The following is a 24,608-nucleotide window of genomic DNA, read 5'->3' as shown; positions in this document are numbered from 1 at the left end:
CCATGTCGATCCTCCTCTCCCTCGCCCACACGCTGAAGGGCGGCGCGCCCCTCGACGCCGACCAGGCCGGGGCGGCGGCGGAAACCCTCTTCGATCCCACCATCGGCGACGCCGACCGCGCCGCCTTCCTGTCCGCCCTCGCGGAAAAGGGGGAGACGGCGGAGGAGCTCGCCGCCTTCGCCCGCGCGCTCCTGCCCCGCGCGGCCGCGGTGGAGACGGCCGACCTGGGCCTCCCCGGCCCCGTCCTGGACTGCTGCGGCACCGGCGGCGGCGGGCTCCCCCTCTTCAACGTCTCCACCGCCATCGCCTTCGTCGTCGCCGCTTGCGGCGCGCCGGTGGCCAAGCACGGCAACCGGGGCGTCACGAAACCCTCCGGCAGCATCGACGTCGTCGAGGCCCTGGGCCTGCGCCCCGCCCTGACGCCGCAGGCGGCGCGGGAAAGCCTGCGGGCCTGCGGCCTGGCCTTCCTCCACGCGCCCGCCTTCCATCCGGGCCTGGCCGTCGTCGGCCCCGTCCGCAAAAGCCTGGGCAGCCGGACGATCTTCAACCTCCTGGGCCCCCTCCTCAACCCCTGCTACCCCGGCGCGCGGCTCGTCGGCGTCTTCCGCCCCGCCCACGTCCCGCTCTACGCGGAGGCGCTGAAAAAGCTGGGGGCGCCGCGCTGCCTCGTCGCCTACGGGGAAGTCGGCGGGCAGCCGGTCGGCGAAGCGAGCCCCACGGGCGAAAACCGCCTGGCCCCCGCGCTGCCCGCCGCCGCGCCATGGGCGGGAGAAGCCTCCCTTGAGGGCCTCCTCGTCGCCGACGCGGCGGAGAGCGCCGCCCTGGTGGAAGCCGTCCTGCGCGGGGAAGGGCCGCCCTTCGGCCGCGCCCTGGTCGCCTGGAACGCCGCCCTGGCCTTGGCGGCCCAGGGCCGCGCCGCCTCCGTCGCGGAAGGACTGGCCCTGGCGGAAGAGGCCCTGCGCTCCGGCGCCGCGCGCGCGAAGCTGGAGCAGATGCGCGCTTTGCCCTAGCATATCCGCATGCCCCCTTCGTTCCGCTGGCGCCCGCGCAAGGGCTCCTTCCCCGCCGAGGCCTGGGCCGTCCTCCGGGAGACGGCCCGCAAATGGATCGCCGACGACGCGCCGACCCACGCCGCCGCGATCTCCTACTACGCCATCTTCGCCGTCGCCCCCGTCCTTATCGTCGCCATCGCCATCGCCATCCCCATCCTGGGCCAGCGGGAGGCGGAGCGCGGGGTCTTTTCCCAGGCCCAGCAATGGATGGGGACGGCCGGGGACACCCGCCTTTTCCACACCGCGGTAAAACACGCCAGCCACCCGGGGGCCAACTTCGTCGCCGCCGCCCTGGGCGTCGGCGCGCTGCTCTTCGGCTCCAACGGAATCTTCCTTCAACTTCACCGCTCCCTCAACCGCATCTGGAACGTCCCCCGGGAGGACGCGGCGGGCCTGGGCCAGTCCCTGCGGCGGCGCGGCCTGGCGCTGCTCATGGTCATCGTCATCGGCTTCCTTTTCCTGGCCTCCCTCCTCATCAGCACCGGCCTCTCCGCCTCCCGCGTCTACGGCGTCCCCCTTCTGGGCAGCCAGGCATGGCACACCTTCGCCGGGGTGGCGGAAAGCATCACCGCCCTGGGCACCTTCACCCTCCTCTTCGGCCTCCTCTTCAAGATGCTGCCGGACGTGGCCCTGGAATGGCGGGACGTCCTGCCCGGCGCCTTCCTGGCCGCCCTCCTCTTCGACGTGGGCAAGCTCGCCATCGGCGCCTGGCTGGGGCGCAGCCCCATCGGCTCCAGCTTCGGCGCGGCGGGCTCGATGGCCCTCTTCCTCCTTTGGTTCTTCTACGGCGCGCTCATCGCCCTCTTCGGCGCGGAGTTCACCTGCGTCGACTCCACCCGCCGGAGGAAACACCGCGGGGACCCCCCCCCGGCCCTCCGGAAACGCGCCAAGTAGCCTTGTGGAATCCGCAATTGGAAGTAAGGTGAAGGCATGAGCGACGCCACCATCACCCTTTCCCGCGACGTCACCGCCACCCGCATTCCCCAGGGGGAGGCGTGGTCCCTTTCCAAGGGGACCCACGTCCTCATCACCCAGGAGCTGGGCGGCTCCTTCACCGTCGTCATCCCCACCCAGCCCGGCCTCTACCGGATCGAGAACGAGTTCGCCGACGCGCTGGGGAAGGAAAAGGTCGAGGCCGCGTCCGCCGCCCAGGGCCCGCTGACGGAAGAAGCCGTTTGGGAAACCCTCAAGACCTGCTTCGACCCGGAGATCCCGGTGAACATCGTCGACCTCGGCCTCGTCTACGACCTCGACCTGGACGCCAAGCCCGAAGGGGCCTCCATAAAGGTGGCCATGACACTCACCGCGCCCGGCTGCGGCATGGGCCCCGTCATCGCCCGCGAGGCGCAGCAGAAAATCGCCAAGCTCCCCGGCGTCTCCAGCGCCGACGTCAACCTGGTCTGGGACCCGCCCTGGTCCCCGGAACGCATCTCCGAAGACGGCAAGAAGAAGCTGGGGATGGTGTAATCCCGTGGACCTGGACGGTCCCCTTCACGCCCGCCTCGACCAGGCCAGCCTCCTCCTCTCCCAGGGCAGGCTCGCCGAGATGCTCGACGTCCTGGAGCCGCTCCTCCCCCTCCTGGGGAACGACGCGTCCTTCCAGTGCGCCCGGGGCATCGCCCTCCTGACCCTGGACGAGCCGGAGGCGGGCGAGCTGGCGCTGCGCCGCGCCGTGGCGCTCAATCCGCGCCTCTCCCGCGCCCGCGTCTACCACGCCGCCGCGCTGGCCGACCTGGGCCAGACGCAGGAAGCCCTCAACGCGTACGAAGAGGCGCTCCGCCTGGAGCCCGAAAATCCGGAAGCCCGCACCCATCGGGCCCTGCTCTGGCTTTCCCGGGGCCGCCTGGCCGAGGGCTGGGAGGAATACGAGTGGCGCTTCCGCCTCTCCTCCCATCTTTTAGGCGGGCCGCCGCCCCACACGCCGCGCTGGAGCGGGGAGCCGCTGGAAGGCCGCACCCTGCTCCTGCTGGCCGAACAGGGCCTGGGAGACACCCTTCAATTCGCCCGCTTCGCCGCGCGGGCCAAGGAAGCCCACCCGCGCGCCACAGTCATCCTGGAATGCCAGCCGGAACTGGTCCGGCTCCTGCAGGGCGCTCCCGGCTTTGACGCCGTCGTCCGGCGCGGCCCCGCGCCGCCGCCGCACGACGTCCACCTGCCGCTCCTCTCCCTGCCCCGCTTCTTCTGCCCCGATCCGGCGGCGATCCCCCCGCCCCTTTTCCTGCCCGCCGTGGAAATCCCCGCCGCGCCGCCTCCGGGAAGCCCGCGGCGGATCGGCGTCGCCTGGGCGGGCGGCCGGGCCAACACCAAGGACCGCAGCCGCTCCTGCCCGCCGGAGGCGCTGGCCCCGCTGCGGAACGCGGCAAACGTGGAGTGGATCAACCTGCAAAAGGAAGCCCCCGGCGCGGCGTGGCTCCCCTTCGCCTCCGACCTTTCCGCGTGCGAGGACTTCCTCGACACCGCGCGCGTCGTCGCGGGCCTCGACCTGGTGATCACCGTCGACACCGCCGTGGCCCACCTGGCGGGCAGCCTGGGGAAGCCGGTCTGGATTCTCCTGCCGGAACCCTCCTGCTGGCGCTGGATGACGGAGGCGGAGGCGACGCCGTGGTACCCCTCCGCGCGGCTCTTCCGCCAGGCGCGGCACGGGGATTGGGACGGGCTGCTTGCGCGCGTGGCTACCGAATTAGCCCGTATTTAACGATGCAGTAGAGGGCGCGGACGCCGTCCCGCCAATTGATCTTCTTCCCCTCCGCGTAGGTGCGGCCGTGGTAGGAGATGCCCACCTCATAGATGCGGACCTTCATCCGCGCGACCTTCGCCGTGATCTCCGGCTCGAAGCCGAAGCGGTTCTCCTCGATCCGCACCGCCTGGATAATTTCCCGGCGGAAGGCCTTGTAGCACGTCTCCATGTCGGAAAGGTTCAAGTTGGTGAACATGTTCGACAGGAGGGTGAGGAACCCGTTGCCAACGCGGTGCCAGAAGTAGAGCACCCGGTGCGGGCCGCCGCAGAAGCGGGAGCCGAAGACGACGTCGGCCTTGTCCGCCCGGATCGGCTCGATCAGGAGGGGGTATTCCTCCGGGTCGTACTCCAAATCGGCGTCCTGCGCCACCACCACATCCCCAGTGGCCGCGGCAAAGCCGGTGCGCAGCGCCGCCCCCTTGCCCTGATTGGCCTCATGGTAGAAAATCTTGTCGGCCAGGCCGGAACCCTCGATCTCCCCGCGCAGGATTTCCCGCGTCCCGTCGGTCGAGCCGTCGTCGACGACGATGATCTCCTTGTCCGGGTAGGGCGCCCGGCGGACCGCTTCCAGGAGCCGGCGGAGGGTCGCCCGCTCGTTGTAGCAGGGGATGACGACGGAGAGCTTCACGCGCGGGCAAGATGCCGGGAGTCCCGGGCCAAAGGCAAAGCTTTTCCGCCCCTCCCGATTGTGGCAGAATGGCCGTCCCCATGAAGACCGACGCCCCCGCCGCCGACCGCCTCGCCTGGGCCCGCGGGCTTTGCGAGGAGATGGGCCTACGCCGGACCCCCGCGCGGGAGGCCGTCCTGGAATTCTTCTCCACCCAATCCCAGCCCGTCACCCTGGCCCAAGTGTGCGAGGGGAAAGCCGTGAAGGCCCAGTGCGATCCGGCCACCGTCTTCCGCACCCTCCAGACACTGGAGGGGATGGGACTGCTGCGGCGCATCTGGCTGCACGAGCGGACGCCCTTCTTCGTCCTCCTCTTCCCCGGCGACCACCGGGACTACGTCCTCTGCACCGGCTGCGGCAAGGTGGAGGAAACCCAGCTGGAATGCCCCGTCGGCAAATTGGAAAAGGAAGTGGCCGACAAGCTCGGCTACACCGGGCTGCGGCACGAGCTGGGCTTCTACGGCGTCTGCCCGGACTGCCAGAAGCGCCACCCGGCGGAGCCCCACGTCCACCGGCCCGATTTCTCCTGCTGCGCCCCGGCGCCCCGCCGCCGGAAGAAGAAGGCCGACTAGGGCCGGCCTACTTCCCCTTCTTCTGCTGCCAGGAGCCGTCGGCGGCCTGGATCCACTCGCCCGGATAGGCGGCGTCCTGCCAGCGCTCGCCCGACTCCTTCTGGACGGTGTCCAGGGGCGTGCCCTGCTTGGTGGCCGCCTGCATGTAGATGGCCTTGCGGGCGTCGTTCTCCTCCTTGACGATGCGGCCGACGTAAGCGGCGTAGTCCTCCCCGGTGGGGAGCTTGCCCTGCGGCGCGTTGCGGACGGCCAGGTAGCCGTCCTTCCCTTCCCCGACCAGGCCGGAGTTCTTCAGCTCCTGCACCTCGCCCATCAGGCGGGTGTGGTCGGCGGCGGCCGCGTCCCCGCTGGGGGCGGCGGGCTTGGCCTGGGACTGGCTCTTGGAGGCGGAGCCCTCCTCGCGCGTCGTCACGTCGACTTTCATGTTCACGTCGATGACAACCGGCTTCGGCACCGCCACATGGACGGTCGGCGCGCAGGAGCAGAGGAGCAGGGCCGGGGCGAGGCAGAGGAGGTGGGCTTTCATAAAATTAGTCGATGTGGACCGAAACCTTGGGCGGGGCTTTTTCCGGGAGGGTGATTCCCTTCCCCTCCTGGTTCCATCGGATTTGGAAGTTACGCCGTCCGGCGTCGCCCGCAAGGTCCAGTTTCAGGGTGCTGACGGGGAGGCCATAGGCGAAGTCGAGGGTCCCGGTCTTGAAGGGATAGTCGGCGAAGCTGTCGATGATCCGCTCGACCATCTGGGACTGCAGCTCCTGGCGCCAGACAGGCCCGTCCGCGGAGGCCTGGAGGGACTTGCCCGCCTCCCGCGCGGAGGGAATCTGCAGGAACCCGCCCTGCGGGAAGAAGAAACTGCCCTGGCACCTCTCGATGTCGCGGCTCTTCGCATCGACGGTCAGGTTGAAGCCGGCCTTCCCCTGCAGCCGGAAATCGCCGTGGGCCAGCTTTTCCACCGGCTCTTTCACCTCGGCATGGTCCAGGTAGAGCCCGGCGTGCCAGGGGAACCCCTCGCCAAAACCGACCGAATAGTTTCCGCTCATGTAGCCGCCGTAGACCTTGCCCCCCAGCCGCCCGTAGATCCCCGTGCGGTCGAAGGTGACGGTGGCGTAAACGTCCCGCGCCTTGAGCCCCTTCCAGCTCAGCTCCTCCAGGTTGATCCACTGCACCACGTTCCGCCCGCGGCCGGGCGGCAGGTTGAAGTCGAGCTTCCCCTGGAAGCCCGTGAGGGAGATGCCGTAGCTCGGGTAGTCGAAGCTGCGCTGGTTGATCTCGATCCGGTTCTGCAGCCGCAGAGTGTCCAGGTCTGCCAGGTTGATGTTCTGCCCGGAAGAACGGAAGGTGAACGGCAGGACGACGCCCGGCTCGCCGAAGGCGGTGATATGCAGCGTGCCCTGGGTGAGGGCCAGATTCTGGATGACCCAGGGGGAGGCGGGAGGCGGCGTCTTTGCCGCGGGCGCGTCGCCCTTTCCCTGCACGGCGTCGAAGAAGGCGAAGAGGTTCGGCCCAATGTAGAGCGTCGGCGCGACGACGGAGACGCTGGCGATCTCATGCCGCTCCAGGCCGCGCCAGGTGAAGGTGATGCGCAGCGTGCCCAGGTCCAGCACCGGCGCGATGGGGTTGATGGGGGAGTAGAGGCGGATGTCGCTCGTCTCCGCCACCTGCAGCGGCTCGTGCGCGTCGTTGACCTGTGTCAGGGAGCCGGTCTGCCAGGAGAGCGGCGCGTTGCGGCCGATGGCCAGGCGGATCGGCGGCAAGCCCGGCCCGAACGGGCCGATCCAGACCGCCCCCTTATTGATGCGGATCTCGTACGCCCAGCGGCGGACCATCTCCATGGGGTCGTCCTGCTCCGATTCCTCCCCCTGGTCCTGCGCCGTCTGCGGAAAGGCGTGGTCCAGGGCGTTGAGGAAAACCTGCGGCCGCACCAGCTCCACCAGGCGGAAACGGCGGTGCAGGATCAGGTATTTCCACTTCCACTCGATCCCGATCGCCTCCGCCGTGAAATAGTCCCCCATGGAGACGCCCCGCAGCTCCACCCGGTGCAACGCCTTCCAGCGCACACGGTCGATCTGCATGTCGACCCCCGCCACCCGCGCGCCGAGGGTCACCAGGGGCCCCAGGAAAAAGCCGATCAGAAACAGGCCGACGACAATCGTGACCAGGCAGGCCGCAAGAGCGCGCGCGCCGCGGTGGCGGAAGAGCCGCCGCCAGAATTCCCGGTCCGTCAACATCCCTGGTACCTTCCTCAAGGTTCGCCGCGCGTCAAGGTCGCGCCTTCCAGGAAAACCAGATTGCCGCCGGTGTCCGCCGCCAGGCGGCGCATGGCGGCCTCCTCCCCGGGCCGGGTCCGGGAGGTGCGGAAAAAGAAGACGTCGACCCGGGGACCCGGCCCCAGCTCCCCGGCCAGCCGGGCCAGCGCGGCGGCGTCCAGGAGGACCAGATGCGCCTCCCCGGAGGGAAGCTGGATGTCCCACTGGCCGTCCGTGACCACCACGATCCGCTCCGGCCCCAGCGCCCAGGCCTGCCGGAGCATCACGTCGCCCCGGGTGCCGTCCCCCTCCACGCGGCGCGTCCCCTCGCCCGAGCGGACGGAGAAATTCCGGCCCCGGGCCGCCTGCCTCTCCAGCCACGCCCGCGCGTCCCGGCGGTTTTCCGGCGTGGCGTCCGCCAGATCCGGCTTCCACGCCAGCACCCCGTCCTTGAAGGCCAAAAGGCCGAAGCGGGCCTGCGGGCCGAGGCCCTCCACCGCGCGGGCCGTCCCCGCCATGAGGCGGGCCGCCGCGTCCGCGTCCCGCATGAACATCGAGCTGGAAAGGTCGACCGCCACAACGATCCGCCCGCCCGCGCCCGCCTCCGCGCCGAAGAGGGAAAAGCCCGCCCCGGAGCCGCTCCCCACGCCCGTTCCCGCCCCGCCGCCGGAAACGCCGCCGCCCCGGCCACCGGGGAGCGAGCCGGGCGGAGCGGGCTCCGCCGCCGTCCACGCCGGCAGCGGCGCGGCGGACGGCGGGATCTCCGTCACGGCGGGCGCGGGCGGAAGGGCGGAAGAGGAGGCCGGGCCGCCCGGACGCCCGCCCGGCTCCTCCGGCGGCAGCCCCGGCGGGGGCACGGCCGCGCGCAGCGCCACGGCAGCGGGCGGCCGGTGCCAGGCGCGGGAAACGACCCAGCAGGCCGCCCCCGCAGCCAGCACGGCGTGGAACAGGAGGCTGGCCAGCAGGACCCGGGAGAGGGTCCGGTGCCGCCGGAAAAATTCCTGGAAACTAAGGCGCGCCATCGGGACCGGCCAGGGTGACGCCGGAGACGCCCGCCCGGGCGCAGGCGGCCAGGACGTCGGCGATCCGCTGGTGGACCGCCGCATCGTCCGGGACCAGGATGACGCGCGCGGGAATCCCGTCGGCGGCGCAGGCCGCGCGGAAGCGGGCCAGGATGGCGGCAAGGCGCGGCAGCTCCCGGTCGGACGGGGCACCGACGGGCAGCTCGTTGAGCAGCACCTCGCCCCCCGCGCGGAGGACGATCCGCTGCGCGTCGGGCAGGGGCACCGGCGCCTCCTGCGCCGCCGTGCCGGGCAGCTCCAGGGCCAGCTCCCCTTCCGGGCGGGAAAGCGGCTGCACCATGAAGAAGACCAGGAGCAGGAAAAGAACGTCGACGAACGCGGCGATCTGCAGTTCCGGCGCGGGCAGGGAGCGGCGCGCGATCCTCACCGCTCCGCCTTTCGGTCCGGCTCCTGCGCCGTGCCCAGGATCACCTCCGCCGCGCCCGCCTCCGCGCTCCAGGAGACGATCTCCCGGATGCGCCGCGCCGGCGTGGCCGCGTCCGCCCGCAGGAGGACGCGCAGCGGGGCGGGCCGCTCCCGCAGGGCCTGGCGGAACGCGGCGGGATCGATCTCCCGCCGCCCCAGATAGAGGCGGCCCGCGCCGTCCAGGTTGGCGACGAGCCGCCCTCCCTCCCCGTCCTGCGGGGCGGACGCCGCGGCGGCCTCCGGCAGGCGCACGGGCAGGGACCGCTCCCGGCCCGCGAGATGGGCGGTGAGAAGGAAGAAGGTGAGGACGAGGAAGATCACGTCGCACATCGGCGCGATCTGCAGCCCCACCGGCTCCGTTTCCCGGCGGCGGATCCTCATGCGTGCGGCGTCCCGGGAGACGACGCCTCCAGGGCGTCATAGAGGCGGCCGATGCGGCGGCCCGCCTCCGCCGCCTGGGTGGAAAGGCGGTTGCGGTAGTGGAAGAAAAGGAACATGGCCGGGATGGCCAGGAGGAGGCCGGTGGCGGTGGCCACCATCGCCTCGCCGATGCCGCCCGCCAGGTCGGCCGGGGCGGAGCGGCCGCTTTTAAGCTGCTCGAAGCTGGCGATCATGCCCGTGACCGTGCCGAGCAGGCCGAGCATCGGCGCGAGCGTGGCGATGACGTTCAGGTAATGGACCCAGGTGAGGAGCTTTCCCTCCTCGTAATAGACGACGTCGGCAGCCGCCGCCTCCATGGCGGGCCTGCCGGCGGCGATGCGGGAGAGCCCGGCGGCCAGGCTCTTGGAAAGGAGGGAAGTCCCTTCCCGCGCGCGCCGCCAGGCCTCCGCCCACTGTCCCTGGCTGAGGTAGGCGTGGAAGGCGGCCTCCTCCTCCGGCGGCAGGAGCGCCCGGCGGGAAAGGGAAAGCTGGAGGTAGAGGGCGATGGCGACCATCGCCACCGAGGCCGCCGCCAGCGGATGCATGACGAAGCCGCCCGTCCGGTAGAGGTCAAGGAGCGTCCGGTCCTTCGCCGGGGCCGGGACGGCGGGCAGGGCGGGCGCCGGAGCCGCCTCCGCCGGGGCCGCCAAGGGCGGCAGCGGCGGGGGCGTTTCCGCAAGGGCAGGCGGGAGAAGGAGGAGGAACAGCAGGAGGGCGGAGCGGATCATAAAAGTCAAAGGGAGGCGCGCAGCGTCCGCGCGGCGGGCAGGGAGGCCGGATCGGGAAAGGCGCGCAGGAGGTCCTCCGCATAGCGCCGGGCCGCCGCGCCGTCTCCGGCGGCGGAGGCGAGGCGGGCGGCCTCCAGCAGCCCCCGGGCCGCACGGGCCCGGTCCCGGGGAAGAAAAACGGAGGGGCGCAGGAGAGCGTCGGCGGCCTCCTGATAGAGCGCGGCGCGCTCGGGACCGGGAGGGAGGGCGCGCCAGCGCGCGGCGGCGCACCGGCCCAGGGCAAGCCACCCGTCCGCCCGCGCGGCGGGATCGGCGGGCGGGCGGGCCAGGAAGGCGCGGGCGGCCTCGGCGGAGCGGGCCTCCGCCGGAGGCATCGCCTCCAGCGCCACGGCTTCCGCCCGCTCCCGGCAGGCGGGGGCAAAGGCCCCGGCCTGCACCTGCGCTGCGATTTCCGCCGCGGCGGCGGAATCCCCCTCCCGCAACAAAGCCCCGGCCAGGCCGAGGCCCGCCTCCGCCGCATCGGAACCGGAAAGCCCCAGAAACGCGCGGCGCTTTTCCCACCAGGCGCGCCAAGCGGGCGCGGAACCGTCTTCCCGCAGAAGCCGCTCCTCGGCCGGGGTGCGGGCCAGGGCGATCCGGGCGATCTCCGCCGGGGCGCAGGAAAGCTCCGCCCGGCCTTCCGGGCCGGGGAGGCTTAGGGAAAGGGTCAGCGCGTCACCCGCAGCGGAAAGGACTCCCTCCAAATGGCGCCCGTCCTTCAGCCACACCTCGTCGGCGCGCAAGAAGACGGGGAATAGAAGGAGAAGGCCCCCGGCCAGCCAGCACGACAAAGACAGCAGCGGCACCCCCTTCATTTGGGGGTTCAAACTACCGCCCCGCCCGGGAGCGGCAAGCCCCGGATCAATGGAAGCTCGTCGCGGCCTGCGTCGCCCCGTGAGGGTCGGTCATCGAATCGCCCGTGTCGTCGACGTCGTCGTCCTGCGGGTCGGTCGATTGGACTTGGCCCTTGCCGTCGGCGCGGACATTCCGGCGCTTCGTCGCGCGGTGGGCCAGCTGGGCCAGGACGGCGTATTCCTCCGCGTGCTCGGAGGTGGGATGGAAGGCGGCCGTGGGCAGCTTGCCCGGCGCGAGGGGGGCGGCGGAATGGCCCTTGGCCTCGGCCGCCTCGGCGGCGCGGTCTTTCTCGACCTCGCTCAGCTTCTGGCGCAGCTCCAGGACGCGGGCCCGCTGCTCACGCAAACGGTTTTGGAGAGTGTGGTAGCCGGGAGTGGCCCGGTTTTTCCGCTCGCCCTCGATGGCGGCCTGCAGGGCGCGGACCTCCGGGTCGTCCGCCATGTGAGGATAGGCGGCAACGAAGGCGCGCAGGTCGCGCAGCGCCTCGGCTTCCAGCACTTGGGCCATTTCCTGTTCCCGGCGCAGGTCGGTTTTTTCCTGGACCGGCAGGGGCGGCGGCATGACCAGCGGCGCGGCGGCCACGGGATCTTTCAGATCTTTTTCCTGCCTCGGAAGCGGCATCGGCTTCGAAGACTCGAGCTTCAGCTTCATCCTCTTCATAATAGATAATTCGGCTATTGGCCGATGGGCGAATCTTAAACCGCTGATAATCAACAGTCAAACTCTGCCCCACCCCTTTCCCCCGGATTCTCCGTAAAAAGCTGGTCCTCAACGGCCTGCGGCAGGAGGAAAAAGCCCCGCTTCCCGCACCGCCCGGTAGAGGCCGTCATAGGGAAGCGGGTGGGCCTGGATCAGCTCCAGGAAGGCCTGCCGCCGCTTTTCCAGAAGGCGGCCCAGCTCCGCTTGCTGATCGGGGGTAAGGGCGAGCCGCTCGGTGAAGATATGGAGCGTGGGCGTATACATGACGATCCGCATGACCCGCATCAGGAGGCGGCGGGGATCCCGGGCGGGCGACGGCGGCGCGGGCGGCTGGCCGGAACGCTCGGCCGCCATCTGATTGAACTCGCCCACCCAGTCGATCGCCTCCTCCGGGCGGCGGAAGGCGCGGGCCTTTTGTTCCGGGGTAAGGAGCGCCTCGAAAGAAGCGTGGAAATCGTTTTCCAGGACGTCGAAGCCCTTTTGGAAAGCCTCCAGCTGCGGCTGGAGGGCGGCGACCGCCCTTTCCAGCTGGGCCGCCTGCTGCGGGGTGGGGCGGGGACGCGGGCCGGGGGGATGCCCCGGGCCGCCGGGGCCGGGCCCCGGGCCGAAGGCGCCGAAAGGGGGCGGAGGCGGCAGCGGGCAATCCCAGGCCAGGCGGTAGCCCAGGAAAAGGCCGCCGCCGAAAAGCGCCAGCGCCATCAGGACGGCCAGGACCCGCTGCTTCGTCACAATGCTCACCCCTATCTCTTAATCGACTTCGTAGCTCTGCGTCCAGGCCGCAACTTGGGCCCAGGCCGCCTGCCGCTCTCCGGCCAGCCGGTCGACGCCGGCCAAAAGGGTGCCCGCCGCCAAGGCGCAGACCAACCCGGCGGCCAGCATCGTGCGCGGCATCTGCCAGGCCTCCCGGTCCGCGCGGACGCGCGCCGCCTCCGCCAGGACGCGGGCGGCCAGATTCGGCCTCAATCCGGCGGCTCCCGCCGCTTTCAGGGCCTCTAGATCATGCCAAACTGTTTCGTCTCCGGTCTTCATCGGCTTCCTCCTGTTTTCTCATCCGTTCCATCCGTTCTTTCAACGCCCGGCGCGCGCGGTGGACCCGCGTCTTGAACGCGCCGACGGTCAATCCCAGCGTCTCCGCCGCCTGGCGGTAGTCGCCGTCCCGGTCCTGCGCCAAAAGGAGGAGCGCCCGCTCCTTCTCCGGCATCGCCGCCAGGGCGGCGCGGAGCCGGATCAGGTCCTCCGGCGGCTCCGCCGCCGGGGCGGGCGGCGCGGCGACCTCGTGGTGCGTCTCGGAAAGGGGGAAAAAGAGGCGCCGGAATTTTTCCCGCCGCAGATAGGAAAGGCAGTGATTGCGCGCCAGACGGAAAAGCCACGGCTCGAAGCGGGCCGTCTCCCGTAGTTTCGGCAGGGAGAGGACCATCTTCACGAAGATAGCCTGGCAGAGGTCGTCAACGGGGGCGGACTGGGAGATCAGCCCGTAGACGAACCCGCCCAGTCGGCGCTGGTAACTTTCGACAAGAAACTGCTGGGCGGCCTCCTCCCCGGCCTGGGCCCTCTGGACCCACGCCTCCAAGGCGGGATCGGCCGGTTCCAGGGTCGTTTCTTTCACGGCAGCCATCTCAGGCAGGTCAAAGCCTACCTCCTCCCAAAAGGGGCGCAATCCGGGAAACGGCCTCTCTAAAACCAGGGTATGCATGGGGTTCCCTAGGCCGGACGCCCCGAAAGAGCCCCGGTTACAAAAAAGTTCAGGAAACGGCCAAGACGGCCAAAGCGTCGGCGGTGCCGATCCGGTCGATATTCAGGAGAGTCATCACCCGGCCCTTGGCCTGGGCCATCCCCAGAAGATAATCGGCCTGCAAGGGAGTGCCGAACTGGGGAACCGCACCCAAATCGGCCGGGCCGAAGGGGAGAACCTCCTCCACGGCATCGACAATGAGCCCCATCAAAGCCTCCTCCCCCTCTCCATGAACGACTTGCACCACAACCGCACAAACCCGCCCCCGATTTTCCAGAGGCCCCAGGCCGAAGCGGACCCGGAGGTCGACAACGGGAATGATCTTCCCCCGCAGGTTGATAACCCCCCGGACGTAGGGGGGAGTCTGGGGAACGGGGGTTACCTCCTCCGGCATGCGGAGAATCTCCCGGACCTTCCCCACGGGGATGCCGTAAGCGTCCCGGCCCAGGGTGAAGGTGAGGTATTTCCCCGGCGGCGGGAGGGCGGCGGAGTCCGGGGTTCATGGCGGGCTTCCCGAATCTATCCGGGAAAGGTCTTCTCCCGCAACCGATTTCCCCTCCTTTTTTTCTTGGCAAGGGAGGCCCCCTCCACTAGAAACGACCCCCCTATGGCGAAAGCGGACCGTAAAAAAGCACCGATCAAGAAGGCTTCCCCCAAGCCCGTGAAGGCGAAGGCGGCCGCTCCCAAGGCCAAGCCCGCGCCGAAGAAGGCCGCTCCCGCCAAGGCGAAGCCGGCCAAGGCCGCGGTCGTCAAGGTTCAAGCCGCCAAAGCCCCCGCCGCCAAGCCGGCCCCCAAGGCCAAGGCGCCCGCGAAGGCCGCCCCCGCCGTGGCCGAGCGCGCGCCCGTGCCGATCAAGCAGCCCTACAACAACGATTTCCTGGAGCGCCAGAAACAGCGCCTCCTGGAACTGCGCGACCACCTGCTCAACCAGATGCAGGGCGTTGCCCAGGACACCCTCCGCGTCCGCGCCGAGGGGAGCGAAGCCTCCGCCTTCGGCATGCACCAGGCCGACGCGGGCAGCGACGCCTACGACAAAGATTTCGCCCTGAGCCTCCTTTCCCAGGAGCAGGACGCCCTCTACGAGATCGAGGAGGCCCTCAAGCGCATCGAAGGACGCACCTACGGCGTCTGCGAGATGTCGAACAAGGCCATCCCCAAGGTCCGCCTGGAGGCGATTCCCCACGCCCGCTTCACCGTTGAATGCCAGGCCCAGCTCGAGCGCGAGAACAAAGGCCGCCGCCGCTGGGACACCATCCCGCAGTTCATGGATTCGGCCGAGACGCTGGTCGACGAAGAGGATGACTCCTCCGAGGAAGACGACCGCCGTAAGGAAAAGGATTAAACCAAAAGAGAGAACGCAATGAGCCAGACCAAAGACACCGGCAAAGACGGCAAGCGCCGCCGCCGTCCGCCCAAGAAAGTCCACAAGAAGCGGATCAACATCAACAAAGAGGCCCTCGACTTCAAGAACACCGAGACCCTCAAGAAGTTCATCACGGAGAGCGGCCGCATCCTGCCCCGCCGCGTCACCGGCATGCCGGCGAAGCTCCACCGCAAGCTGACCCAGGAGATCAAGCGCGCCCGCAACGTGCTCTTGGTCAAATAAGGGCTTAACCAGGAATACACATCATGTCCCGTCGTTGCTCCATCACCAATGTCGGCCCCACCAAGGGCCACCGCATCATCCGCAGCGGTAAGGCGAAGAAAAAAGGGGGTATCGGTACCCACGTCACCGCCAACACCGCCCGCGTCTTCATGCCCAACCTGAAGACCAAGCGCGTCTTCGTCCCGGAACTCGGCCGCACGGTCTCCGTCAAACTGACGGCCCGCGCCCTGAAGACCTTGACGAAGAACGGCGGCTACCAGACCTTGAAGAAGGCGGGCCTGATCTAAGCAGGCCGCGCCCGAAACCAACCAACCCTAAACGAGGAATCCGACATGGCCTTCAGCGTCAAAAGCAACAAGAACGGAAAGACCTTCTACCTGCACGGCCGCGAGCAGACTCTGCGCGGCGGCACCAAAGTGAAGCTCTACTACTTCGGCGGCGAAGCGAAGGAAGGCGCCCTGGACGCCCTCCCCGAAGGCTACGAGGTCAGCGAGAACAGCCGCACCGGCCTCCCGATCCTCAAGAAGAAGGCCGCCAAGTAGGCGACCGCTTCTCTCTTCACAAAACCCCGCCCGTTGAAACGGCGGGGTTTTTTGTTGCCCTCCCCCGTCCTGGGCGGTTCCATCTCAAGGAAAGGCCCGTGAGCACGTCCTGGTTTTCCTTTCCCGACTTCTTCCTCTCCTTTTCCGCCCTCCTCCTGGAAGGGCTCCCCTTCCTCCTGGTCGGCGCGCTCGGCTCCGCCCTGGTCGACCTCTTCCTGCCGGAATCGTGGCTCCGCCGCTTCCTGAAACTCGGCCCGGCCGCCGGCATCGGCGCCGGGATGGCCGCCGGGCTCCTCTTCCCCATCTGCGAGTGCGGCGCCCTCCCCGTCGCCCTCCGCCTCATCCGCAAAGGGGTGCCCCTGCCCAGCGCCGCCGCCTACCTCTTCGCCGCGCCGCTCTTCAACCCCCTCTCCATCCTCAGCACCTACCTGGCCTTCCGCACCCGCCAGCCCTGGCTCATGACCGGCCTGCGGCTCGGCATGGGGGCCCTCCTCGTCGGCTCCCTGGCCCTCTGGATCCGCAGCCGGGACAGCCGGGAAATCCTCCGCCTCCGCCCCGCCGCAGAGGGGGCCGCCCTCCCCGCCGACCCGGAGGAACCCGCCTGGCGGGCCCGCCTGCGGCAGACCGTCCGCAGCGTCGGGGAAGACCTCCTCTCCGTCGCCGCCTTCCTGGCCCTCGGCGCCGCCGTAGCCGCCTTTCTCAACACCAGCATCAACCGGGCTTGGCTCCAGCCGCTGGCCCAGAACGGCTTCTGGGGGCCCGTCGCCGCCGTCCTCCTGGCCCAGCTCCTCTCCCTCTGCAGCACCACCGACGCCTTCGTCATCGCCGCCCTGCCCCAGTTCACCCGCGCCGCCGCCCTCGCCTTCCTCGTCGCCGGCCCCATCTTCGACCTCAAACTCTGGTGGATCTACCAGGCCCTCTTCACCCGCCGCGCCGTCCTCCAGATTTGGCTCCGCGTCACCGCTGGCGCATTGGTCCTGGCGTGGCTATATTCCCTATTATGATCCGGGCGCAGCTCGACCACTTCCGCGCTCCCCTGGTCCTCGGCGCCCTCGGCGCGGGGCTCCTCCACGCCTACGTCACCGGACAAGTCGGCACCCTCCTCCACCCCCTCCTTCAGCCGTGGGTCCTGGCGGGAGCCGTCGGCCTCCTGGCCGCCGCCCTTCTCCACCTCCTCCTGGCCCCCGCGCCTGAATTCCGGCCCGCACCGGAACTCGCCCTCCTGGCCAAACGCCTGGGGCGCGACACCCTGGTCGTCGCCGCCCTTCTGGGCGGCCTGGCCCTGGCCCCGCGCGACTTCTCCTCCCTGGCCCTGGCCAACCGCCAAGGAGCCGACCCCGCCCTTCTCCTCCCCCAAACCGCCGACGCCAAACCCCCGGAATGGAAAGCCGACGCCACCGGCGCGATCCCCGTCGAAACGACCGACCTGGCCCTGGCCGCCGAGCACGCCGACACCACCGCCGCCCTGGAAGGCCACGTCGTCCGCCTCCACGGCCAGCTGGCCCCCGTTCCCGGCCAGGCGGGGGCATTCCAAGTCGTCCGCTTCCTCATGTTCTGCTGCGCCGCCGACGCCCAGCCCGTCGCCGTCCGCGTGAGGGGGGAGGCCCCCGCCGCCGTCCGCCCGATGGGGTGGGTCGAGGTCAGCGGCCCCGTCCACTTCGTCCTGGGCGCGGAAGGAAAGATGGAGCCCGTCCTCACCCTCCAAGCCGCCCAATCCATCCCCGCCCCCGCCGACAAATTCCTCTACTGATGCCCCTCGACCCCGCCCTCCTCGCCCTCCTCTGCTGCCCGGAAAACCTCCAGCCCCTCTCCGAGGCCGACGCCGCGCTCGTCGCCCAAGTCAACGCGCGGATCGCCTCCGGCGCGCAGCGCAACCGCGCGGAAAACCCCGTCACGGAACCCGTCGACGCCCTCCTGGTCCGGGAAGACCGCGCCTGCGGCTACCCCGTGCGCGGCGGCATTCCCGTCCTCCTCGTCGAGGAGGCGCTGCCGTTGTGAGCGCGCCGGGCACCACCGGCTTCGTCCTGACGGCGAGCCCGGCCAGCCCGCGCTTCGACGCCTGCCTGGAAGCCCTCGACCGCGCCGCCGCGGCGGAGGAGGAAGTCTTCTTCTACCTCCTGGACGACGGCATCATCGCCGCCGTCGACCCCCGCCTGACCGGCCGCCTCGGGCCCAGATTCCACCTCCTGGGCTGCGCCTACGCCGCCGAGCAGCGCAGCCTCCCCCGCGTGCCGGAAGTGACCTACGGCGGCCTCAAAATGCTGGGGGACCTCATCGCCCACACCGCCCGGTTCGAGGCCTACTGAAAATGGAAAAGAAAAAGGTCCTCCTCCTCGCCGCCAGCGACCCGCGCCAGGGAGGCCGCGTCGCGGAAGCCTTCCGCGTCGCCGACGGCCTTTCAATCGCGGATGAGCTGGACGTCGCCCTCCTCCTCACCGGCGCCGCCGCCCAGGCCTTCGCGGAGAAAGCGGGCCTTTCCCAGGACTGGCAGGACGGCGCCGGCCTCCTCCGCCATCTCGCCGCCCTCCGGCGGCGGCACATCCCCCTCTTCGTCGAAGGGGAGGCCCGCGCCGCCCTGGAAGAAGCGGGCATAAAAACAGCGGCGCCCGGGGAGGCCGAAGCCCTCCGCCGAAACGCCGCCGTGGTGATCGAGTTCTGATCTACGACACTTTCTCCGCCTCCTCGTCATAAATAACAAGGGTCCTGGCAAGATAGTCGTGGAGCGCCTGTTTCTTCGGGGTGAAGGCGATGAGAAGACCATTGGCCAGGACAATCAACCCCACCACCCCGGCGGTCATCGGTGTCGCCCCAAAATCTCGCTGCAGTTTCCGGATAAGAATTATCCACATCCCAACTGCCAGCCATCTTCCCACGGAGTGAAGAAAAGAAAGGCGCTCCCCCTGGTAATTGACCACCTTGATACCGCACCACCTCATCCCGAGCGTGGCTTGCCACAAGGAAGCAACCAACAAAATTTCGTAAAGCGAATTTGTAATGCGAACCGTATCACCCCAGAAGCGAAAAACCGCGCCCGGAACCCCCATCTTCCTGGCCGCCACCGCGGCCAGGGTCAGCATCGCAAAAATTGAAAAGTCCCAAAACCCCGCCGCCAACCGGATCCAAAATCCGGCGTAGCGGGGGCCCCTCTCCGTCATGCGCGGAAGGAACTACATCCGCGGCACGGTGATGCCGCGCTGCTTCATGTATTTGCCGCCCCGGTCGGCGTAGGAAGTCTCGCAGATCTCCTCCGCCTCGAAGAAGAGAACCTGGGCCAGGCCCTCGTTGGCGTAGATCTTCGCGGGAAGCGGGGTGGTGTTGGAGATTTCCAGGGTGACGTGGCCCTCCCACTCCGGCTCGAAGGGGGTGACGTTGACGATGATGCCGCAGCGGGCGTAGGTCGACTTGCCCAGGCAGACGGTCAGCACGTTGCGCGGGATGCGGAAGTATTCGACCGAGCGGGCCAGGGCGAAGGAGTTCGGCGGGACGATGCAGACGGGGGCCTTGATGTCGACGAACGACTGCTCGTCGAAAGCCTTCGGATCGACGACCGAATTGAAGACGTTGGTGAAGACCTTGAACTCGTCGGAGACGCGCAGGTCGTAGCCGTAGCTGGAGACGCCGTAGCTGATGAGGCGGCCGCCGTCCTCGCCGTGGCGGACCTGCCCCTCGGCAAACGGCTCGATCATCCCCTTTTCCAGCGCCATGCGCCGGATCCAACTGTCAGCGTGAATGCCCATCGGGAAACTGTACCGGCCGCCCCGCGGAAGGCAATGCGCGGCTACTTGCTCGCCCTCGGTTTCCGCTTCGGCTTGGCGTAGCTGACGGACCGGGGGGCTTCCATGACCTCGAACTGGCCCGCCCCCGCATGCTCGGCGACCTTGAGGGCGCCCTCTTCCGAAACACCCAGCTCCTTGGCCAGGCAATAGCGGTAGAAGCCCGACTTGGTCATGCCCCGGCGCTTGGCTTCCAGGTGGGCGGCCCGCAACAGCTCCCGCGAGGCGCTGAACGCGTCAACAGCTTGGTCTTCTCTGCGCTCCCGGGTCATGCGTGACCCCATTTATACGGATTATTAAAACCCTGGCAACCCAGGCTCGACAGGCCAAATGCGTATCGTTATACGGTTTATTACGATGAAGGGGAGGCCCAAGGAGTTGGAGGGGGAGACGGCGTCGGCGGCGTTTCGGCTGCCCAAATGGATGCGGGATCTGGCCCGCAAGCAGGCGCGGGCGGAGGGAATCACGTTCAGCCAGTATATGCGCCGAACGCTGCGGCGGGAACTGACCCGAAAGCGATGAGCGCCATTCCCGAAGGCAACCGCCGGGCGTTGGAGGGCCATGTCGATGCGCTGGTGGTGCGGCGTCTTTTGGAGCTGGCCCAAGCGCTGGCCCGCTCCCGCCAGCCCTTTGCCGAAGGACAAGCCCGCCTCTTTTTGGCCCGAGTGGTCGCCGCACCGCCCACGGACCGGGACCGAGTGATCGAGGAAGCCCGCCGCTATCTGGCCGAAAAAGCCCAGGAATGAAGCCGAAGGCGCGCCCGCCTCTGCTGGCCGGGGCCGCTCATTTCGAGCCGGTTCCCCGGCGGCGGCGCCCACAAAGCAAGCCCCCCTCGCCTCCCCCTTCGGACGAAAAGACGGGCTGAGCGCCGGCGTCCGGCTAGGGAAAACCACCCGCCGAATCCTCGCCCGCCGAGGGATCTCCCGGGGCCCCCAGTCCATCCCAACCCGTGTCCCGCTTGGCTTGTTTAAATGCCTCGTCTCGACTGGCTCCTCCCCGCTGGTAATGGGCCGCGCGCTCGTTGAGCGCGGCGAGGCCTTCACTCTGCGTGGAGGGCCCCAGTTGAGTCTGGGGCGTGCGGAAAGGGGAAAAGGGCGGGGGCGTGTTCTCGGCGGTGGGCGCATGCAGGGCGGAGCATCCCCCCAACAAACAGAGGATGCCCCATCGCGCCCACTTCATACGCCGCGCCGAACGCGAAGCGAAAAAGCCCCTACCAGGTCGAATTCAGCGCGCTGCCGTGCTGGTACTCGGTGACACGGGTTTCGAAGAAGTTCTTCTCCTTGCCCAGGTCCATGGTCTCGCTCATCCAGGGGAAGGGGTTCTTGGAGCCGTACTTGGCCTTCAGGCCGATGCGCTCCAGGCGGCGGTCGGCGATGTGCTGGACGTACTCCCGGAAGAGGCCGGCGTTGAGGCCCAGGATGCCGCGCGGCAGGCAGTCCTGCGCGTAGGCGATCTCCAGCTCGACGGCCTTCTCGATCATGGCCTCGATCTCCGCCTGGAAGGCGGGGGTCCAGACGTTGGGGTTCTCTTCCTTGATGCCGTTGATGAGGTCGCAGCCGAAGTTCAGGTGGATGGTCTCGTCGCGCAGGATGTATTCGAACTGCTCGCCGATGCCGACCATCTTGTTCTGCCGCTTGAAGGAGAGGATCATCACGAAGCCGGAGTAGAAGAAGATCCCCTCCATGATGACGTAGAAGCCGATAAGGTTCTTGAGGAACTTCTGCACGCCCTCGACGGTGTCGGTCCGGAAGTCGTCCTTCACGATCTCCGAGGTGAGGGTCATCTCGAAGGCGTCCTTGTCGTGGATCGAGTTGACCTCATGGTACATGTTGAAGATCTCCCGCTCGTCCAGGGCGAGGGATTCGACGATGTAGTGGAAGGTGTGGGTGTGGACGGCCTCTTCAAAGGCCTGGCGCAGGAGGTATTGGCGCGCCTCCGGGTTGGTGACGTGCTTGAAGATGGCCAGGGTGATGTTGTTGCCCACCAGGCTCTCCGCCGTGCTGAAGAAGCCGAGGTTGCGCAGGATGACCTGGCGCTCGTCCGGGGTGAGGGTGTTGGACTTCCACAGCTCGATGTCGCGCTGCATGGGCACTTCCGAGGGCATCCAGTTGTTGGCGCAGCCGTTGAGGTAGTGCTCCCAGGCCCACTTGTACTTCAGGGGCATGAGCTGGTTGACGTCGACGGTGTTGCAGTTGATGAGGCGCTTGTCGTCGACGTTGATGCGCTTGCTCAAGTCGTGAGGCTGGGGGCGCTCGTCGGAAACGTTGCAGCAGGACATATTAGAAACTCCTTAGGGTAATGTTGGAAGAGGGAATCCAAAGGAGAGGAACCTGGGTTCCTCCCCTTTGCGTCTGGTTTCAGATCACTGGCAGCTTTCGCAGCCCGGATCGGTGATGGAGCAAGCCTTCGGCAGGGTGTCGGCGGTTCCGGCGGTGACGGTTTCCAGGTTGCCGTCTTCCTTCGCCGCGACGGCGACGGCGGGGGCGGCCTCCGGGCGGTCGATCTTGATGTTGGCCGACGCGCTCTTGTTCTTCATCCAGCGGGGCTGGACGCCGCGGCGGTTGACGTCGAGGGTCGACTTTTCCACGGAGGTGGCGGCGACGGAGCGGAGGTAGTAGGTGGTCTTCAGCCCCTTGCGCCAGGAGAGGAAGTACATGTCGTTCAGCTTCCGGCCGCTGGGGGCGGCGATGTAGAGGTTGAGCGACTGGCCCATGTCGATCCACTTCTGGCGGCGGCTGGCCGCCTCGATGATCCACTCGGGATCGATCTCGAAGGAGGTGCGGTAGACTTCCTTGATGGGGTCGGGGATGCGCTCGATCTCCAGGACGGAGCCGTCGAAGTATTTGAGGTCGTCGAGCATCTCCGGGTCCCACAGGCCCAGGGCCTTGAGGTCCTCGATGAGGTAGGTGTTCACGGTGGTGAACTCTCCGGAGAGGTTCGACTTGGCGTAGAGGTTCTTGTAGGTCGGCTCGATCGACTGGGAGACGCCGGTGATGTTGGAGATGGTGGCGGTGGGGGCGATGGCCATGCAGTTGCTGTTCCGCATGCCGTGCTTCTTCACCGACTCCCGGACGGGGGCCCAGTCCTTCGAGACGCTCAGGTCGACCTGGAAGTCGCCCGGGGCGCGCTCTTTCTCCAGGAGCTTGAGGGTGTCGATGGGCAGGAGGCCGCGGTCCCACTTGGAACCCTTGAAGGACTGGTAGGCGCCGCGTTCCGCCGCCAGCTCGGAGGAGGAGAGGATGGCATAGTAGGAGATGGCCTCCATGCTCCGGTCGGCGAAGTCGACGGCGGCCTGGCTGGCGTAGGGGATGCGCATCTTGTAGAGCGCGTCCTGGAAGCCCATGAGGCCAAGGCCGACGGGGCGGTGCCGCAGGTTGGCGGTCTGCGCCTCCGGGGTGGGGTAGAAGTTGATGTCGATGACGTTGTCGAGCATCCGCATGGCGGTGCGGATGGTCTTGGCCAGGAGGGCCTCGTCGAACTGCCCGTTTTCCCCGATGTGGTTGGGCATGTTGACGGAGGCCAGGTTGCAGACGGCGGTCTCCTCCGCCGAGGTGTTGAGCAGGATCTCGGTGCAGAGGTTGGAGTTGTGGACGACGCCGACGTGGTCCTGCGGGGAGCGGACGTTGGACGGGTCCTTGAAGGTGACCCAGGGATGGCCCGTCTCGAAGAGCATGGTGAGCATCTTGCGCCACAGGTGGGTGGCGTCGACGCGCTTGAAGAGGGCGATCTCGCCGCGGTCGGCCATGGCCTCGTATTCCTCATAGCGCCTCTCGAAGGCGGCGCCGTAGAGCTCGTGCAGGTCGGGCACGTCGCTGGGGGAGAAGAGGGTCCAGGTGGCCTGGGCGGCCAGGCGCTTCATGAACAGGTCGGGGATCCAGTTGGCCGTGTTCATGTCGTGGGTGCGGCGGCGCTCGTCGCCGGTGTTCTTGCGCAGCTCCAGGAAGTCCTCGATGTCCAGGTGCCAGGTCTCCAGGTAGGCGCACATGGCGCCCTTGCGCTTGCCGCCCTGGTTGACGGCCACGGCCGTGTCGTTGGCGACCTTCAGGAAGGGGATGACGCCTTGGCTGCGGCCGTTGGTGCCGCGGATGCGGGAACCGGTGGCGCGGACGTTCGTCCAGTCGTTGCCGAGGCCGCCGGCCCACTTGGAGAGCTTGGCGTCGTCGGAGATGACCTTGAAGATGTGGTCCAGGTCGTCCATGACCGTGGAGAGGTAGCAGGACGAGAGCTGCGGATGGAGCGTGCCGGAGTTGAAGAGGGTGGGCGTGGAGGAGGTGAGGAGGAACTTGGAGAGCACCTCGTAGAACTCGATGGCGCGGGCGTTCTTGTCCTCCTCCTTCATGGCCAGGCCCATGGAGACGCGCATCCAGAAGTACTGCGGGGACTCGATGCGGCGGTCTTTCTCGTGCAGGAGGTAGCGGTCGTAAATGGTCTGCAGGCCCATGTAGGTGAACTTATCGTCCCGCTCCAGGCGGAGGGCGGCGGCGACCCGGTCCAGGTCGAACCCGGCCAGCTCCTTCGTCAGGCGGCCGACCTGGATGCCGTGGGTGATGTAGTCCTTGAAGTGGGCGCGGTGGGCCGCGGCGACTTCCAGCGGGGCGAAGCCCGCCGGCAGCACTTCCTTATAAATGGTGTTCAGCAGGAGGCGGGCCGCCACGTAGGTGTAGGCGGGTTCGCGCTCGATGCGGGCCTTGGCCGTCATGATGAGGGCCTGCTCCACCTCGGAGCTGCGGACGCCGTCGTAGAGGCTGGTCATGACCTCTTCCGCCATCTCGCGCCAGGAGCAGCGGTCCTCCAGGCCGCGGCAGGCCTGCATCAGGTCGCGGCGGATGCGCTGGGGGTCGAGGGGCTGGACGGTGCCGTCGGCCAGGGTGATCTTGATCTCCGCCTGGGGCTGGCCGTCCACGTCGCGGTCGCCGCGCAGGGCGCGGGCGCGGCGGCGCTCCTCCCGGTACAGGATGAAGCGGCGGGCGATGGCCAGATGGCCGTCCTGCATGAGCTCCAGCTCCACCAAGTCCTGGATCCGCTCGACGCTCAGGTCCTCGCCCTGGACGGCCAGGCCCTTGGCGTGGCCGGCCACCCGGTCGGCGATGTCGCGCACGGTGGCCAGGAGGCCCTCCGGCAGCGCCGCGTCCTTCACCACATCGTGCTCGACCTTGAACGTCGCCTCGATCGCCAGGAAGATCCGCTCCTCGTTGAACGGCTCGACGCGGCCGTCGCGCTTGCGGATCGAAAACTCGCGGTTCTGGAGCGGGTCGATCCCGGCAAGGTCAAGCTGGCCCTGGGGACGGTCGGAAGAGGCGGGGAAGGTCATAGGCGAGGGGGCTGGATTGGGGTTTCTTAAGTTTTTGTAGTAAAAATTTTCGGTGGACTCCGAAGGGCGAGGCAAGGCGGTCGGGGGGAAGGGTTCGTGGAGGGCGGGAACTGCGTTATTTCCTGAATCGTTTCGGCAATCT

32 protein-coding genes and 1 pseudogene are annotated in these 24,608 nt (G+C 68.6%); 15 read left to right on the top strand and 18 right to left on the bottom strand.

Going from position 1 to position 24,608, the window contains the following annotated elements:
- Positions 1-2: 2 nt before the first annotated feature.
- The 4 genes from trpD to PW734_04530 are packed head-to-tail and all read left to right on the top strand — an operon-like array spanning position 3 to position 3,747.
- The gene (trpD, locus tag PW734_04545; GenBank protein MDE1170470.1) at positions 3-1,010 is read left to right on the top strand and encodes an anthranilate phosphoribosyltransferase; all 1,008 of its coding nucleotides are present in this window, start codon (positions 3-5) and stop codon (positions 1,008-1,010) included.
- Positions 1,011-1,019: 9 nt separating this feature from the next.
- Positions 1,020-1,946: a YihY/virulence factor BrkB family protein gene (locus PW734_04540; protein ID MDE1170469.1), complete on the top strand. Its 927-nt coding sequence runs from the start codon at positions 1,020-1,022 to the stop codon at positions 1,944-1,946.
- A gap of 36 nt (positions 1,947-1,982) precedes the next feature.
- Positions 1,983-2,519, top strand: a complete 537-nt coding sequence (gene sufT / locus PW734_04535) for a putative Fe-S cluster assembly protein SufT (GenBank protein MDE1170468.1) — start codon at positions 1,983-1,985, stop codon at positions 2,517-2,519.
- Between the two features lie 4 nt (positions 2,520-2,523).
- On the top strand, positions 2,524-3,747 hold the full coding sequence (locus PW734_04530) for a tetratricopeptide repeat protein (GenBank protein ID MDE1170467.1): 1,224 nt from the start codon (positions 2,524-2,526) through the stop codon (positions 3,745-3,747).
- On the opposite strand, the gene PW734_04525 is transcribed toward PW734_04530, so the two are convergent.
- Complete coding sequence (locus PW734_04525) at positions 3,725-4,417, bottom strand: glycosyltransferase family 2 protein (protein ID MDE1170466.1); 693 nt, start codon at positions 4,415-4,417, stop codon at positions 3,725-3,727. The two genes, PW734_04530 and PW734_04525, sit on opposite strands and share 23 nt — an antisense overlap.
- Before the next feature lie 68 nt (positions 4,418-4,485).
- Between PW734_04525 and PW734_04520 the strand changes: the two genes are divergently transcribed.
- Positions 4,486-5,028 (top strand): Fur family transcriptional regulator, encoded by a 543-nt coding sequence (locus tag PW734_04520; protein ID MDE1170465.1) that lies wholly within the window; start codon positions 4,486-4,488, stop codon positions 5,026-5,028.
- Positions 5,029-5,035: 7 nt separating this feature from the next.
- Here PW734_04520 and PW734_04515 read toward each other — a convergent pair whose 3' ends face one another.
- The 12 genes and pseudogenes from PW734_04515 to PW734_04460 form a co-directional block, all read right to left on the bottom strand.
- On the bottom strand, positions 5,036-5,554 hold the full coding sequence (locus tag PW734_04515; GenBank protein MDE1170464.1) for a YdbL family protein: 519 nt from the start codon (positions 5,552-5,554) through the stop codon (positions 5,036-5,038).
- A gap of 4 nt (positions 5,555-5,558) precedes the next feature.
- Positions 5,559-7,256: a hypothetical protein gene (locus PW734_04510; GenBank protein MDE1170463.1), complete on the bottom strand. Its 1,698-nt coding sequence runs from the start codon at positions 7,254-7,256 to the stop codon at positions 5,559-5,561.
- Between the two features lie 14 nt (positions 7,257-7,270).
- Entirely contained in the window at positions 7,271-8,296 is a 1,026-nt protein-coding gene (locus tag PW734_04505; protein MDE1170462.1) for a hypothetical protein, read from the bottom strand.
- A complete protein-coding gene (locus tag PW734_04500; GenBank protein MDE1170461.1) occupies positions 8,283-8,723 on the bottom strand; it encodes a biopolymer transporter ExbD in 441 nt (146 codons plus the stop codon). The genes PW734_04505 and PW734_04500 overlap by 14 nt, the downstream gene beginning before the upstream one ends.
- Positions 8,720-9,142 (bottom strand): biopolymer transporter ExbD, encoded by a 423-nt coding sequence (locus tag PW734_04495; GenBank protein MDE1170460.1) that lies wholly within the window; start codon positions 9,140-9,142, stop codon positions 8,720-8,722. Before PW734_04495 ends, PW734_04500 begins: the two co-directional genes overlap by 4 nt.
- Positions 9,139-9,909 carry a MotA/TolQ/ExbB proton channel family protein gene (locus tag PW734_04490; protein MDE1170459.1) on the bottom strand — a complete coding sequence of 257 codons (771 nt, stop codon included), beginning with the start codon at positions 9,907-9,909 and terminating at the stop codon, positions 9,139-9,141. The genes PW734_04495 and PW734_04490 overlap by 4 nt, the downstream gene beginning before the upstream one ends.
- 5 nt (positions 9,910-9,914) lie before the next feature.
- Complete coding sequence (locus tag PW734_04485) at positions 9,915-10,754, bottom strand: hypothetical protein (GenBank protein MDE1170458.1); 840 nt, start codon at positions 10,752-10,754, stop codon at positions 9,915-9,917.
- 55 nt (positions 10,755-10,809) lie between these two features.
- On the bottom strand, positions 10,810-11,454 hold the full coding sequence (locus PW734_04480; protein ID MDE1170457.1) for a hypothetical protein: 645 nt from the start codon (positions 11,452-11,454) through the stop codon (positions 10,810-10,812).
- Between the two features lie 117 nt (positions 11,455-11,571).
- Positions 11,572-12,240: a hypothetical protein gene (locus tag PW734_04475; GenBank protein ID MDE1170456.1), complete on the bottom strand. Its 669-nt coding sequence runs from the start codon at positions 12,238-12,240 to the stop codon at positions 11,572-11,574.
- Positions 12,241-12,249: 9 nt separating this feature from the next.
- Positions 12,250-12,465: a hypothetical protein gene (locus tag PW734_04470; protein MDE1170455.1), complete on the bottom strand. Its 216-nt coding sequence runs from the start codon at positions 12,463-12,465 to the stop codon at positions 12,250-12,252.
- Between the two features lie 34 nt (positions 12,466-12,499).
- A complete protein-coding gene (locus PW734_04465) occupies positions 12,500-13,108 on the bottom strand; it encodes an RNA polymerase sigma factor (protein MDE1170454.1) in 609 nt (202 codons plus the stop codon).
- 136 nt (positions 13,109-13,244) lie between these two features.
- A pseudogene (locus PW734_04460) lies at positions 13,245-13,688 on the bottom strand (chemotaxis protein CheW).
- Positions 13,689-13,841: 153 nt separating this feature from the next.
- Here PW734_04460 and PW734_04455 point away from each other — a divergent pair.
- The 9 genes from PW734_04455 (at position 13,842) to PW734_04415 (ending at position 18,041) form a co-directional block, all read left to right on the top strand.
- On the top strand, positions 13,842-14,576 hold the full coding sequence (locus PW734_04455) for a TraR/DksA C4-type zinc finger protein (protein MDE1170453.1): 735 nt from the start codon (positions 13,842-13,844) through the stop codon (positions 14,574-14,576).
- Positions 14,577-14,594: 18 nt separating this feature from the next.
- Positions 14,595-14,840: a 30S ribosomal protein S18 gene (gene rpsR / locus PW734_04450; GenBank protein MDE1170452.1), complete on the top strand. Its 246-nt coding sequence runs from the start codon at positions 14,595-14,597 to the stop codon at positions 14,838-14,840.
- Positions 14,841-14,863: 23 nt separating this feature from the next.
- The gene (gene rpmB / locus PW734_04445) at positions 14,864-15,127 is read left to right on the top strand and encodes a 50S ribosomal protein L28 (GenBank protein ID MDE1170451.1); all 264 of its coding nucleotides are present in this window, start codon (positions 14,864-14,866) and stop codon (positions 15,125-15,127) included.
- A gap of 45 nt (positions 15,128-15,172) precedes the next feature.
- Entirely contained in the window at positions 15,173-15,382 is a 210-nt protein-coding gene (locus PW734_04440; protein ID MDE1170450.1) for a hypothetical protein, read from the top strand.
- Between the two features lie 98 nt (positions 15,383-15,480).
- Positions 15,481-16,386, top strand: a complete 906-nt coding sequence (locus tag PW734_04435) for a permease (protein MDE1170449.1) — start codon at positions 15,481-15,483, stop codon at positions 16,384-16,386.
- On the top strand, positions 16,383-17,132 hold the full coding sequence (locus PW734_04430) for a TIGR03943 family protein (protein MDE1170448.1): 750 nt from the start codon (positions 16,383-16,385) through the stop codon (positions 17,130-17,132). Before PW734_04435 ends, PW734_04430 begins: the two co-directional genes overlap by 4 nt.
- Complete coding sequence (locus PW734_04425) at positions 17,132-17,380, top strand: hypothetical protein (GenBank protein MDE1170447.1); 249 nt, start codon at positions 17,132-17,134, stop codon at positions 17,378-17,380. The genes PW734_04430 and PW734_04425 overlap by 1 nt, the downstream gene beginning before the upstream one ends.
- Positions 17,377-17,688, top strand: coding sequence for a hypothetical protein (locus tag PW734_04420; GenBank protein ID MDE1170446.1), 312 nt, complete (start codon positions 17,377-17,379; stop codon positions 17,686-17,688). Before PW734_04425 ends, PW734_04420 begins: the two co-directional genes overlap by 4 nt.
- Positions 17,689-17,690: 2 nt before the next feature.
- Complete coding sequence (locus tag PW734_04415; protein MDE1170445.1) at positions 17,691-18,041, top strand: hypothetical protein; 351 nt, start codon at positions 17,691-17,693, stop codon at positions 18,039-18,041.
- A gap of 1 nt (position 18,042) precedes the next feature.
- Here PW734_04415 and PW734_04410 read toward each other — a convergent pair whose 3' ends face one another.
- From PW734_04410 to PW734_04400, 3 genes are read right to left on the bottom strand one after another with little or no spacing between them, the layout of a single operon-like run.
- Positions 18,043-18,537, bottom strand: a complete 495-nt coding sequence (locus tag PW734_04410) for an RDD family protein (protein ID MDE1170444.1) — start codon at positions 18,535-18,537, stop codon at positions 18,043-18,045.
- Between the two features lie 12 nt (positions 18,538-18,549).
- Positions 18,550-19,119, bottom strand: a complete 570-nt coding sequence (gene dcd / locus PW734_04405) for a dCTP deaminase (protein MDE1170443.1) — start codon at positions 19,117-19,119, stop codon at positions 18,550-18,552.
- A 41-nt stretch (positions 19,120-19,160) separates the two neighbouring features.
- Positions 19,161-19,427, bottom strand: a complete 267-nt coding sequence (locus tag PW734_04400; GenBank protein MDE1170442.1) for a hypothetical protein — start codon at positions 19,425-19,427, stop codon at positions 19,161-19,163.
- A gap of 246 nt (positions 19,428-19,673) precedes the next feature.
- On the opposite strand from PW734_04400, the gene PW734_04395 reads away from it, so the two are divergent.
- The gene (locus PW734_04395) at positions 19,674-19,901 is read left to right on the top strand and encodes a hypothetical protein (protein ID MDE1170441.1); all 228 of its coding nucleotides are present in this window, start codon (positions 19,674-19,676) and stop codon (positions 19,899-19,901) included.
- A 464-nt stretch (positions 19,902-20,365) separates the two neighbouring features.
- Here PW734_04395 and PW734_04390 read toward each other — a convergent pair whose 3' ends face one another.
- Together PW734_04390 and PW734_04385 are read right to left on the bottom strand one after the other, a co-directional pair.
- The gene (locus tag PW734_04390; protein ID MDE1170440.1) at positions 20,366-21,433 is read right to left on the bottom strand and encodes a ribonucleotide-diphosphate reductase subunit beta; all 1,068 of its coding nucleotides are present in this window, start codon (positions 21,431-21,433) and stop codon (positions 20,366-20,368) included.
- Positions 21,434-21,517: 84 nt separating this feature from the next.
- Complete coding sequence (locus PW734_04385; GenBank protein ID MDE1170439.1) at positions 21,518-24,466, bottom strand: ribonucleoside-diphosphate reductase subunit alpha; 2,949 nt, start codon at positions 24,464-24,466, stop codon at positions 21,518-21,520.
- Positions 24,467-24,608 lie beyond the last annotated feature (142 nt).

The organism is Verrucomicrobium sp. (assembly GCA_028283855.1).
Lineage (GTDB): Bacteria > Verrucomicrobiota > Verrucomicrobiia > Methylacidiphilales > GAS474 > GAS474.
This window is presented reverse-complemented; position numbering and strand designations above follow the sequence as displayed.

What these genes read in the sequence shown, in the direction of transcription:
- PW734_04440 (MDE1170450.1), top strand. Translation starts at nt 15,173, where the DNA reads ATGGCCTTCAGCGTCAAAAGCAACAAGAACGGAAAGACCTTCTACCTG.
- PW734_04490 (MDE1170459.1), bottom strand. Translation starts at nt 9,909, where the DNA reads ATGATCCGCTCCGCCCTCCTGCTGTTCCTCCTCCTTCTCCCGCCTGCC.
- dcd (MDE1170443.1), bottom strand. Translation starts at nt 19,119, where the DNA reads ATGGGCATTCACGCTGACAGTTGGATCCGGCGCATGGCGCTGGAAAAG.
- PW734_04540 (MDE1170469.1), top strand. Translation starts at nt 1,020, where the DNA reads ATGCCCCCTTCGTTCCGCTGGCGCCCGCGCAAGGGCTCCTTCCCCGCC.
- PW734_04385 (MDE1170439.1), bottom strand. Translation starts at nt 24,466, where the DNA reads ATGACCTTCCCCGCCTCTTCCGACCGTCCCCAGGGCCAGCTTGACCTT.
- PW734_04480 (MDE1170457.1), bottom strand. Translation starts at nt 11,454, where the DNA reads ATGAAGCTGAAGCTCGAGTCTTCGAAGCCGATGCCGCTTCCGAGGCAG.
- rpmB (MDE1170451.1), top strand. Translation starts at nt 14,864, where the DNA reads ATGTCCCGTCGTTGCTCCATCACCAATGTCGGCCCCACCAAGGGCCAC.
- PW734_04395 (MDE1170441.1), top strand. Translation starts at nt 19,674, where the DNA reads ATGAGCGCCATTCCCGAAGGCAACCGCCGGGCGTTGGAGGGCCATGTC.
- sufT (MDE1170468.1), top strand. Translation starts at nt 1,983, where the DNA reads ATGAGCGACGCCACCATCACCCTTTCCCGCGACGTCACCGCCACCCGC.
- trpD (MDE1170470.1), top strand. Translation starts at nt 3, where the DNA reads ATGTCGATCCTCCTCTCCCTCGCCCACACGCTGAAGGGCGGCGCGCCC.
- rpsR (MDE1170452.1), top strand. Translation starts at nt 14,595, where the DNA reads ATGAGCCAGACCAAAGACACCGGCAAAGACGGCAAGCGCCGCCGCCGT.
- PW734_04415 (MDE1170445.1), top strand. Translation starts at nt 17,691, where the DNA reads ATGGAAAAGAAAAAGGTCCTCCTCCTCGCCGCCAGCGACCCGCGCCAG.
- PW734_04425 (MDE1170447.1), top strand. Translation starts at nt 17,132, where the DNA reads ATGCCCCTCGACCCCGCCCTCCTCGCCCTCCTCTGCTGCCCGGAAAAC.
- PW734_04455 (MDE1170453.1), top strand. Translation starts at nt 13,842, where the DNA reads ATGGCGAAAGCGGACCGTAAAAAAGCACCGATCAAGAAGGCTTCCCCC.
- PW734_04515 (MDE1170464.1), bottom strand. Translation starts at nt 5,554, where the DNA reads ATGAAAGCCCACCTCCTCTGCCTCGCCCCGGCCCTGCTCCTCTGCTCC.
- PW734_04520 (MDE1170465.1), top strand. Translation starts at nt 4,486, where the DNA reads ATGGCCGTCCCCATGAAGACCGACGCCCCCGCCGCCGACCGCCTCGCC.
- PW734_04430 (MDE1170448.1), top strand. Translation starts at nt 16,383, where the DNA reads ATGATCCGGGCGCAGCTCGACCACTTCCGCGCTCCCCTGGTCCTCGGC.
- PW734_04510 (MDE1170463.1), bottom strand. Translation starts at nt 7,256, where the DNA reads ATGTTGACGGACCGGGAATTCTGGCGGCGGCTCTTCCGCCACCGCGGC.
- PW734_04505 (MDE1170462.1), bottom strand. Translation starts at nt 8,296, where the DNA reads ATGGCGCGCCTTAGTTTCCAGGAATTTTTCCGGCGGCACCGGACCCTC.
- PW734_04400 (MDE1170442.1), bottom strand. Translation starts at nt 19,427, where the DNA reads ATGACCCGGGAGCGCAGAGAAGACCAAGCTGTTGACGCGTTCAGCGCC.
- PW734_04495 (MDE1170460.1), bottom strand. Translation starts at nt 9,142, where the DNA reads ATGAGGATCCGCCGCCGGGAAACGGAGCCGGTGGGGCTGCAGATCGCG.
- PW734_04410 (MDE1170444.1), bottom strand. Translation starts at nt 18,537, where the DNA reads ATGACGGAGAGGGGCCCCCGCTACGCCGGATTTTGGATCCGGTTGGCG.
- PW734_04390 (MDE1170440.1), bottom strand. Translation starts at nt 21,433, where the DNA reads ATGTCCTGCTGCAACGTTTCCGACGAGCGCCCCCAGCCTCACGACTTG.